The 9,686-nt window shown below is 63.8% G+C and carries 12 protein-coding genes and 1 tRNA gene; 6 read left to right on the forward strand and 7 right to left on the reverse strand.

All coding sequences use genetic code 11. The features are described 5' to 3' along the window. The 3 genes from ACOJSJ_RS14420 to ACOJSJ_RS14430 form a co-directional block, all read right to left on the reverse strand. Window positions 1-462, reverse strand: a 462-nt coding sequence (locus ACOJSJ_RS14420) for an argininosuccinate synthase domain-containing protein (protein ID WP_420145668.1), incomplete at its 3' end; no start/stop codon positions are given. A 150-nt stretch (window positions 463-612) separates the two neighbouring features. Then, entirely contained in the window at window positions 613-1,725 is a 1,113-nt protein-coding gene (locus tag ACOJSJ_RS14425; protein WP_420145669.1) for a hypothetical protein, read from the reverse strand. Between the two features lie 177 nt (window positions 1,726-1,902). Next, window positions 1,903-2,199, reverse strand: a complete 297-nt coding sequence (locus ACOJSJ_RS14430) for a DUF4169 family protein (protein WP_420145670.1) — start codon at window positions 2,197-2,199, stop codon at window positions 1,903-1,905. An 8-nt stretch (window positions 2,200-2,207) separates the two neighbouring features. Here ACOJSJ_RS14430 and ACOJSJ_RS14435 point away from each other — a divergent pair, with 8 nt between their 5' ends. Continuing rightward, a complete protein-coding gene (locus tag ACOJSJ_RS14435; protein WP_420145671.1) occupies window positions 2,208-3,203 on the forward strand; it encodes a LacI family DNA-binding transcriptional regulator in 996 nt (331 codons plus the stop codon). A 69-nt stretch (window positions 3,204-3,272) separates the two neighbouring features. Here the strand turns inward: ACOJSJ_RS14435 and ACOJSJ_RS14440 are convergent, their stop codons facing one another. Next, window positions 3,273-3,548, reverse strand: a complete 276-nt coding sequence (locus ACOJSJ_RS14440; protein ID WP_420145672.1) for an HU family DNA-binding protein — start codon at window positions 3,546-3,548, stop codon at window positions 3,273-3,275. Between the two features lie 134 nt (window positions 3,549-3,682). Between ACOJSJ_RS14440 and ACOJSJ_RS14445 the strand changes: the two genes are divergently transcribed. Beyond that, window positions 3,683-3,889 (forward strand): hypothetical protein, encoded by a 207-nt coding sequence (locus ACOJSJ_RS14445; RefSeq protein WP_420145673.1) that lies wholly within the window; start codon window positions 3,683-3,685, stop codon window positions 3,887-3,889. Between the two features lie 112 nt (window positions 3,890-4,001). Here the strand turns inward: ACOJSJ_RS14445 and ACOJSJ_RS14450 are convergent, their stop codons facing one another. After that, entirely contained in the window at window positions 4,002-4,295 is a 294-nt protein-coding gene (locus tag ACOJSJ_RS14450; RefSeq protein ID WP_420145674.1) for a hypothetical protein, read from the reverse strand. Between the two features lie 148 nt (window positions 4,296-4,443). Continuing rightward, window positions 4,444-4,517 (reverse strand) — tRNA-Gly (locus ACOJSJ_RS14455). A 110-nt stretch (window positions 4,518-4,627) separates the two neighbouring features. Here ACOJSJ_RS14455 and ACOJSJ_RS14460 point away from each other — a divergent pair. The 3 genes from ACOJSJ_RS14460 to ACOJSJ_RS14470 all read left to right on the forward strand — a co-directional run bounded on the left by ACOJSJ_RS14460 (window position 4,628) and on the right by ACOJSJ_RS14470 (window position 7,962). Further along, window positions 4,628-5,611 carry a LysR family transcriptional regulator gene (locus ACOJSJ_RS14460; RefSeq protein WP_420145675.1) on the forward strand — a complete coding sequence of 328 codons (984 nt, stop codon included), beginning with the start codon at window positions 4,628-4,630 and terminating at the stop codon, window positions 5,609-5,611. Between the two features lie 97 nt (window positions 5,612-5,708). Then, window positions 5,709-6,824 (forward strand): DUF47 family protein, encoded by a 1,116-nt coding sequence (locus ACOJSJ_RS14465; protein ID WP_420145676.1) that lies wholly within the window; start codon window positions 5,709-5,711, stop codon window positions 6,822-6,824. Window positions 6,825-6,963: 139 nt separating this feature from the next. Next, window positions 6,964-7,962, forward strand: a complete 999-nt coding sequence (locus tag ACOJSJ_RS14470) for an inorganic phosphate transporter (protein ID WP_420145677.1) — start codon at window positions 6,964-6,966, stop codon at window positions 7,960-7,962. Window positions 7,963-8,142: 180 nt separating this feature from the next. Here ACOJSJ_RS14470 and ACOJSJ_RS14475 read toward each other — a convergent pair whose 3' ends face one another. Continuing rightward, window positions 8,143-8,316, reverse strand: coding sequence for a hypothetical protein (locus tag ACOJSJ_RS14475; protein ID WP_420145678.1), 174 nt, complete (start codon window positions 8,314-8,316; stop codon window positions 8,143-8,145). A gap of 140 nt (window positions 8,317-8,456) precedes the next feature. On the opposite strand from ACOJSJ_RS14475, the gene ACOJSJ_RS14480 reads away from it, so the two are divergent. Continuing rightward, window positions 8,457-9,686 (forward strand): helix-turn-helix domain-containing protein (locus tag ACOJSJ_RS14480; RefSeq protein ID WP_420145679.1); only part of this gene is annotated, 1,230 nt, incomplete at its 3' end.

Consider the following 9,686-nt stretch of genomic DNA (forward strand, 5'->3'; position numbering starts at 1 on the left):
CAGATCCCATTCGCGCCACGGCGCGATCACCTTGATGTCGGGGGCCAGGCCATAATAGCCCAGTTCGAAGCGGACCTGATCATTCCCCTTGCCGGTCGCGCCATGCGACACGGCGTCGGCGCCCACCATTTTGGCGATTTCGATCTGGCGCTTGGCAATCAGCGGACGCGCGATCGATGTGCCGAGCAGGTACAGGCCTTCATAGAGCGCGTTGGAGCGCATCATCGGGAAGACATAGTCCTTCACAAATTCTTCGCGCAGGTCGTCGATGAAGATATGCTCTTCCTTGACCCCCATCAGGCGCGCCTTGGCACGGGCCGGCTCCAGTTCCTCACCCTGCCCCAGATCGGCGGTAAAGGTGACGACTTCGCACTGATAGGTCTGTTGCAGCCATTTCAGGATCACGCTGGTGTCGAGACCACCGGAAAAGGCGAGGACGATGCGGTTGATCTTGTCGGACATAGCTTGAGCGATTCTTCCGTTAAAAGGCGCGGTAATGACCGGCGCGCCGGTAACAGCGCCGCGCCCAAAGCGCAACAAAAGCCGCATGCGAAAGGGGCGGAAAAGCCCGATGGCCTTTCCGCCCCTGTCCTCTTGGTCGGGCGTTGCCGCTTAACGGGTGCGCGGCTTCAGGAAACCGGGCGAACTGCGCTGACCACCGAAGCGATAGACCGTCTGGCTGCGATCAGGCGCGGCCGGTGTCGGTTCGGCATGGGTCGTCTGCGGCGCGGGGGCGGCGACGGCGGCATGTCCATGCCGTTCCGCATCGTGTGCCAGCAGATAATGGGCGCGTCGCAGGCGCTTGGTCCGGGTGCGGAAGGGATTTTCCGCACTGGGCGCAGCGGCGACCATGGCTTCCAGCGTCGCTTCGTCATGCAGACGATGCTGCGTGGTTGCCATGGAGGGGGCCATGGCCGGGCGCGGCGCAACCACCGGACGGGCATCTGCCGTTGCGGGCATGGCAACGGGGGCAACCGGCTCAGCAACCGGGACGGCAGCGACGGGCGCAACCGTGACAGGCTCAACCGTGGCAAGCGCAATCGCCTCATCCTGCTCGTCGCGGCGACGACGGCGCACCATGGCCGTTCCGCCCAACCCCAGCAGCAGCAGCGCGCCGCCGCCCAGCGCCCACATCAGCGCCTCGTCCGTACGTGCGGCGCTTTCAGCAGGCGTTGCTACAGGCGCAACCTCAGCTTCCTGTGCAACAACCGGATCGACCGGCGCAGGGACCGGCGCGGGCGCGGCCGACGTCGGCGCAGGGGTCGCTACCGGTTCGGTGGCGGCGCGCTGCGACATGGGTGCTGGCATCGCGGCATCGGATGTGGCGGCACGACGCTGCGTGGTTCGCGCTTCACTACGAGGGGATGAGGGTGCAGCCGCCTGAACCTCCGCCTGCTCCGCCTGAGCCGCAGCCGTGGCGGCGGCGATGCGTTCCCCTACCGGCGGCGTGCTCTGCACGACCGGCTGGCTGGGGGTGAACTGTACGCTGGCGCCATTTGCAGGCGCAGGATTTGCAGGCATAGGTGCCGCCGTGGCGGGCGCAGCCGTTTCAACCGCAGGCGCATTGACGACAGGCGGTGTGACCGGCGCTGCGGCTTCGGGCGCTACCGACGGCGTAGCGACGGGCGGCAACGCGGTCTGTGCCAGCAGCGGGGTTGCGGACAGAGCCAGAACAGCGGCAATCGCGGCCCTGGCGGGGCGGTTTGAGCGAATATTTCCAGTCATAGCAAGACATCAACGCGCAACTGCACGATCGATCGCAACATAGCCGTCACAATCGCGACGAATTGCCTCATCGCGACGTCAGGTCGAGTTCCATGAATATTCATTCATTTTAATATGAACAATGGATTTACAGAAATATGCGATAATCATTTAAAATGAACAATCGTTCATCAATGACTATTCTTCATCCTGTCTATCTAACCTTGCACCATTCAGGATATTATTACGACGCTGCTCTTCTTCCGCATCCGCCTGCCGCTGCGCCTTCGTCCGGCCGAAGCGGGCGCGATTTTCGTCAGACATTCGGCTTTTGTCGGCCCGCGCCCTGTTCTTGCGCGCCTGCCGCAGGTTGATGACGTTCGACATGGTCCGCATTCCCCGCGTTGCTCCGAGCGCTTCCATAATCTGTGCGACGCCATCTTGCCAACCGGTGCCTGCTGCCGTCATGGTCGCATCACCCCTTTCCAGCCGCATGAAGGCCCATGACCAGCATCCACGATGTCGCCGCCCTGGCCCAGGTATCGATCAAGACGGTGTCGCGCGTCGTCAACAAGGCGCCCAATGTCAGCCCGGAATTGCAGGCCCGCGTCAATGCCGCGATCCAGCAGCTGGATTATCGCCCCAATCAGTCCGCCCGGCGGCTGGCGGGGGGCAAATCCTTCATGATCGCCTTCCTCTACAACAATCCCGCGCCCGGCTATGTCAGCCGCATTCAGATCGGCGCGGCGTGGCGGTGCCGGGAACTGGGCTATCATCTGGTGGTCGAACCGGTGTCGCCGGGGGGCGCGGAACGGTTCGAGGTGTTGGACCGGCTTGTCGCCGCGTTGCGCCCCGACGGCATATTATTGGTCCCGCCCCTGTCCGACGACGAAGGATTGCTGGCGCGCCTCACCGAAATGCGCCTGCCCTATGCGCGAATCGCAGGGTCGCTGGCGGCGGAAGGTTTCACCATCCACACGCCCGAACGGGCGGCGGGGCGGATGGTCGCCGACCATCTGATTGCGCAAGGCCATCGCCGCATCGGCATCATCACCCCGCCCCCGACCCACCGCGCCGCGCTGCGCCGGGTCGATGGCTTTCGCGATGGGCTGGCGGACGCTGGCATAGCGACCGATGATTCGCTGTTCGTGCAGGGACGGTTCGACTTCGCGTCGGGGATAGAGGCGGGCGAACAATTGCTGGCATTGCCGCAACCGCCAAGCGCGATATTCGCGACCAATGATGAAATGGCGCTGGGCGTGCTGACACTGGCGCACCGGGTCGGCATGCGCGTGCCCGAAGATCTGTCGGTCGCCGGATTCGACGATACCACCGCCAGCCTGACATCCTGGCCGCCATTGACGACGGTGCGGCAACCGCTGGAGGATATGGGCCGGTCCGTCATCGACGCGCTGGCCAATGGGCCGGTCGAAACGCCGGAATTTCTGTTCACGCTGGTGGAACGGGGCAGTTCGGGACCGCCATCGCCGGGCGCCTGATCTTCTGCAGACCGCGGGGCGTAAAAAGACATCCGGCCCCGCGCGAACGCGGGGCCGGTGTATGAAGGATCAGCCGTTCAGCTGATCCTTGACCGCCTTGGCAGGCGAGAAGCCCAGCTTCTTGGAAGCAGCGATCTGGATCGTCGCGCCGGTTGCGGGGTTGCGGCCTTCACGGGCGGCGCTTTCCTTGACCTTGAACTTGCCGAAGCCGTTCACGGACACTTCTTCACCCTTCGCAGCGGCAGCCGCGATCGAGGAGAACACCGTTTCGACGGCCTTCTTCGCGTCAGCCTTGGTCAGGCCCAGTTCGGTGGCGAGTGCATCGGCGAGGTCGCTGTTATTCATGTCGTACCTTTCTCAGACAATTTCCTGACGCATAGCCCCGCTTTGCGACGCCATGCAAGCAGTTCGCAACCCCACGCATCAAGATTTGCGCGTCACGCTGGACAGGTTCGACGATCCACCGCTAACGCGCGGGCATGAGCATCGTTGCAACCATCATGAATTCGACCACCGGCCAGCCCATCCAGAAGATGGCGTTCGGTCGCATGCCCAAGCCCTGGGCGACCTTCAATCTGGAGAGCGGAGAGCGCGTCACGGCCGATCGCGTCCATGTCTGCAAACCCGCGCCGGGCAAGTTCGTCGCACCGGTGGAAGTATGGGTCACGCCCAAGGCAACGGGCTGACACGGCGCGGGCGCCGCCATATCGGCATCGACAATAGTCGGTGTTTAAACGCGCCGCCCGCCCGACCGCACTGTACGGAGATTTTCGCCAGCAGGCAGCCACACCGGACCCGTCATCCGCCGGAAGACGCGGAACCACCCGGAATGGCGGGATTGCTGGTTCCGGGCGCGCCCGGCATCAACACGCCATCGGCATCACGCGTCTCGTCGGGGGCAGGCGCCTTATCCTGCTCCTTCGCATCGGGCCTGCGCTTTTCTTTCGTGCGGCGGGGTGACGAAGGGCGCGCTTCGCTTTCGGGACGCCGCATATCATTGGCATGATGGCCGTTGCCCTGTGGCATGGTGGTTTGCCCCGTGGTGGCTTGCGGCAATGCCGCAGCCGCCAGCGTAACGATGATTGCGAACATGATCCATCCTCTCGCCTATCGCGACCGTTTCGACGGCCTGACTGTAAAAGCGCGCAGGACAGATATGGGTTCCAGCCCGACCACGCCAAGGCAACCCCCGGCAAAGCGGACGGCAAGGTCGTTACCGATATTTCGCTGATCTGCCGATTGGAGCGGGTAGCGGGGATCGAACCCGCATCACAAGCTTGGAAGGCTAGTGCTCTACCATTGAGCTATACCCGCCCGGCAGGCGGACGCCCTGCCATCAACCGCTATGACTCGTCAACCATGATTGTGGCGGATCGCAAAGATCGCCCCTTAACCGCCTGCATCATTTGTTCTATCACCGCGCCATGGACAGCCCTTCCCTGCGCCAACTGGATATATTCGCGCAGATGGTGGCCGCGGGCAGCGTCATGCGGTGCGCGCGTGACCTCAATGTCAGCGTCGAACAGATAGTGCAGGATATGGCGTCGCTGGAAATGCGGCTGGGCTATCGCCTGTTCGACGATCTGGAGGGGGCGGCCCGGCTGACCCCCGCCGGGCGCAAGACCGCGCAGGCCATGACCCTGTTGACGCAGGACGCGCCCGCACCGGCGCAGGAGGCGGAGAAGCCCGCGCCCATCGCTGCGCCCGCGCCCTCCCCCGAACCGGAGGCCATGGCCGCACCGGTTGAGGAAGAGCCCCCCACCCCGTTCGTGCCGATGCCGGTTCTGCCATCCCGGCAACCGATCATATTGGCGGCGCCCGCCCCGGTATTCGGCCATTTTCAGGATGCGCTGGCCGCGTTCGAGGCGGCGAACGAAGACATCGCCATCACGCTGGACCTGCATGTCCACAACGCGCAGGATGCCGCCATCGTGCTGGCCAACGGGCGGGCCGACATCGCCTATTTCTATGCGCTGGAGGAACCGGCCGGTTTCAGGTCGCGATATGGCTGGTCGGAACAGCTGAACCTGTATGCCGGGAGCGGCCATGCGCTGGCGCGGGCGGACAGTGTCAGCCGGGACGATCTGGCGCTGACGCCGATGCTGTCGCTCGAAACGGGCAGCGGCATGCGCGACATCATCGAAGCCGCGCTGGCCAAGGGGCGGTTCCGCAACGCCATGCCGCTGCTGGAAAGCGACAATATGTTCGAAATCATCGCAGCGCTGCGCGATGGCGCGGGCTGTTTCGCGGCGTTCGGCACGCTGGCGCGCGACATCGGCCGGATGAGCGGCATTCAGCGGCTGGCGCTCGACATGCCATTGCCCGCGATCGAAATCCGGCAGGCGATCGCCCCCCGATCCGCCGACAAGCCCGCCGTGGAGGCGCTGGCCGAATTTCTGTTTCTGTAACCATCGCCCCACATCTGCGCCAAAGCGGAACAGCCGACACCGCCGCCAGTGCGCGCCAGAATCTTGCCTTTTGTGACAATTTCGTTACAAGCGGTCCATGCGTCAGATCGCCGCCCTTCCCTACACCACCGATGCCAACGGCGTGATGCAGATATTGCTGATCACGTCGCGGGAAACGCGGCGCTGGGTCATTCCCAAGGGCAATCGCATCAAGGGCATGGCCGGTCACCGCGCCGCCGAACTGGAAGCCTATGAGGAAGCGGGCATTCATGGCATCGCCTGTCCCGCGCCGCTGGGCCGGTACAGATATGACAAGCGCAAGCGCAACGGTTCGTCGCGCGAGGCGACGGTGGAGGTTTTTCCGCTTGCGGTCACCGGCCACCTGACGCAATGGCCCGAACAGGGACAACGGGAACTGCGCTGGTTCCCGGTCGCCGAAGCCGCCAATGCCGTCGATGAACCCGATCTGCAATCGATCATCGCGGCGTTCCGCGAACCGCCCGCCAATCCGGGCTGGTTCATCCGGCTGCTGCTGGCGATTCGCGAAAAGCATGATGAAAGGACTGGAATGCTGCGCTGGTTTCACGCGCTGATGCCCAAGCAGGGGCGCTTCTTCGATCAGTTCGAGGATCATGCCACCACGCTGGTCGCGGGCGCCGATGCGCTGGCGCTGCTGCTCAAGGGCGGACCGGACATGGCCGGGCACATCAAGACCATTTCCGATCAGGAACATCTGGCGGACGACATCATCCGCGATGTGTTGCAGGATGTCCGGCGCATTTTCGTGACGCCGTTCGACCGCAGTGCCATCACCGGCCTGATTGGCGTGATGGACGACGCCATCGACCAGATGAACCAGACGGCCAAGGCCATCGCGCTGTATGAGGTGAAGGATTTCGCCCCGCAGATGCAGGATATGAGCGCGCTGATCGTCGAATGCGCGCGCATCACGTCCGAAGCGATGCCGCTGCTGCGTTCGCTCAACCTCAACGCCACGCGGCTGCACGACCTGACCGAACGGCTGGTAAAGCTGGAAGGCCATGCCGACATCCTGCATGAAGCGGGCCTGAAAGCCCTGTATCAGCAGGCACGCGCGGGCAATCCGATGGATTTCATCGTCGGCAACGAAATCTACAGCCATCTGGAAAAGGTCACCGACCGGTTCGAGGATGTCGCCAACGAAATTTCCGGTCTGGTCATCGATCACGCCTGACCTTTCGGCACGCCATATCCACCCGTTCGCTTCGAGCCTGTCGAGAAGCGGATAGCGCACATCTCTCGTTTCGCGACCATGTTCGAAACGAACGGACCCAAGGATGTTTCGATCCATGCAGGACACAGACTAACCCGCCATGGACCCCATCGCCCTTCCCCTGCTGATCGCGCTGATCGGCGTTGCGCTGGCCTTTGACTTTCTCAACGGCCTGCACGACGCCGCCAATTCGATCGCGACCATCGTGTCGACCCGCGTGCTCAAACCGCAATATGCGGTCGCATGGGCGGCCTTCTTCAACTTCATCGCCTTCCTCTTTTTCGGGCTGCATGTCGCCGAAACCGTGGGCAAGGGCATTGTCGACGCCAACATCATCGACCCGCAGGTCATTTTCGGCGCGCTGATGGGGGCCATCGCCTGGAACCTCATCACCTGGGGGCTGGGCATCCCGTCTTCGTCCAGCCACGCGCTGGTCGGCGGCCTGCTGGGCGCGGGCACGGCCAAGGCGGGGCTGTCCGCGATCGTGTGGAGCGGCGTGTTCAAGACCAGCGCCGCAATCGTCATTTCGCCCGCCGTCGGCCTGTTCCTGGCGCTGATGCTGGTACTGCTCATCAGCTGGATCTTCCGCAAGTTCACGCCACAGGGCGCGGACCGGGTGTTCCGCAAGCTGCAACTGGTGTCCGCATCGCTCTATTCGCTGGGCCATGGCGGCAATGACGCGCAAAAGACGATGGGGATCATCGCCGTGCTGCTCTATTCGCAGGGCCTGCTGGAGGGCGGATTCCATGTCCCCTTCTGGGTGGTGATCAGCTGTCAGGCGGCAATGGGCGTCGGCACGCTGCTGGGCGGCTGGAAAATCGTCCACACCATGGGGTCGAAAATCACCCGGCTGACCCCGGCTCAGGGTTTCTGCGCGGAAACCGGCGGCGCGATCACCCTGTTCATGGCGACCCATCTGGGCATCCCCGTATCGACCACCCATACCATCACCGGCGCGATCGTCGGCGTGGGCGCATCGCGCCGCCTGTCGGCGGTACGGTGGAACGTGGCATCCAGCATCATCGTGGCATGGGTCGTCACCCTGCCCGCCGCTGCCGCGATCGGCGCGCTATTCTACGGACTGACCCGGCTTTTCTAAAGCATCGTGCGGGAACGTGGGAACCGGTTTTCCGCCTGAAAGGATGCGACGACAAAAACTGAGAGCGCGCGACCTGCGTCCCATCTAACGCAGCGCGCCCTGGAAAAAAGCGTCATCGCCCACATGACAAAAAGGGCGCGGAATCACTTCCGCGCCCTTTTTGCATATGTCCCGCGACGTTCAGGTCACGCGACCCAGCCGATGGTAGAGATTGGCATATTTGATCGATTCCGGCTGATCCTGCACTTCTTTCAGATAATGGGCGATCGCGGTGCGGATCAGGCCGAAATCCTGCTGGGAAAAAACAGCGCGCGAACGGGCGGGCTGGGGCTGTTCGATCGTGTCGGTCGTCATGTCTTCGTCCTTCGCGGTGATGCCCATGCGGGCTGATGCACACAGAAATAGACGCTATCCGCGCAGCCGATAAGGCCGATGAGTGGCCGTCAGTCATAAAAAGATTTGGTCATATTGTCATTCTATGACATCATGACTTCATGGCGGAGCTGGTCGATCGCAAACTCTATCTGGGGCCAAAGCTGCGCGTGCTGCGCCGCGAACTGGGCCTCAATCAGACGCAGATGGCCGAAGAACTGGGCGTGTCGCCCAGCTATCTGAACCATCTGGAACGCAATCAGCGGCCGTTGACCGCGCAGATGCTGCTGCGCCTCGCCAACACCTACGACATCGACATTCGCGATTTCACCGCGCAGGCGCAGGATGGCGGGCCGGGGGAACTGAGCGAAATATTGTCCGACGCGCTGGTCCGCGACATCGGCATCGCCCGCGACGAAGTGCTGGAAGTCGCGGAAAATTATCCTGGCGTCAGCGAAGCCATCGCCCGATTCTATCGCGCGCTGGGCGATCTACGCAAAATGCCGGGCGAAGCGCCGACATCGGGTGATGGCGGCCCGGCGCGGATGATCGCGCCCATCGACTGGCTGCGCGAAACCATCGCAAAGGCGGGCAATCATTTCGCGGAAATCGATGCGGGCGCGGAAACCCTGTCCGCCGACCTACCCGACGATCCGGCGCTGTTGCAGGCGGACCTTCGGGCACGGCTGAAGGACCGGCACGGCATCGCGGTGCAGGTCGTGCGCGCCGATGTGCTGGCCGACACGCTGCGCCATTATGACATGCACCGGCGGCGCCTGTTGCTCAGCGAACGGATGCCGCCATCGGGACGGCTCTTCGCCATCGCCTATCATGTCTGCGCGCAGGAACTGGCCGACGCCATCGCCGCCCAGATCGCCCGCGCCGCCCCGCCGGATGAAGACAGCCGTCGTCTGGCCGTCATGGCGCTGACCAACTATGCCGCCGCCGCCCTCCTCATGCCCTATGACCGGTTCCGGCAGGCGGCGGAACAGAGCCGCCATGACCTGCCCCTGCTGCGCGAGCGGTTCGGCGTGTCGATGGAACAGCTGGCGCACCGGCTCACCAGCCTGAACCGCACGGGCGCGCGCGGCATCCCCTTCTTCATGGCGCGGATTGACCGGGCCGGGATCATATCCAAACGCTTCGATGGGGAGGCATGGCCCTTTGCCCGGTTCGGCGGCACCTGCCCGCGATGGGATGCGCACGGCATGCAGGATGCCGAACGGGTCACGGCGCAGTTGATCGAAACGCTGGACGGCAGGCGCTTCGTCACGCTGGCGGCCGGCCTGCCGCAGCGATCGGGCGGCGCTCGCGGACGGACCGTGATCGCCTTGGGGTGCGATGCGAAACAT

The sequence above is a fragment of the Sphingobium sp. genome (assembly GCF_048594625.1).
Lineage (GTDB): Bacteria > Pseudomonadota > Alphaproteobacteria > Sphingomonadales > Sphingomonadaceae > Sphingobium.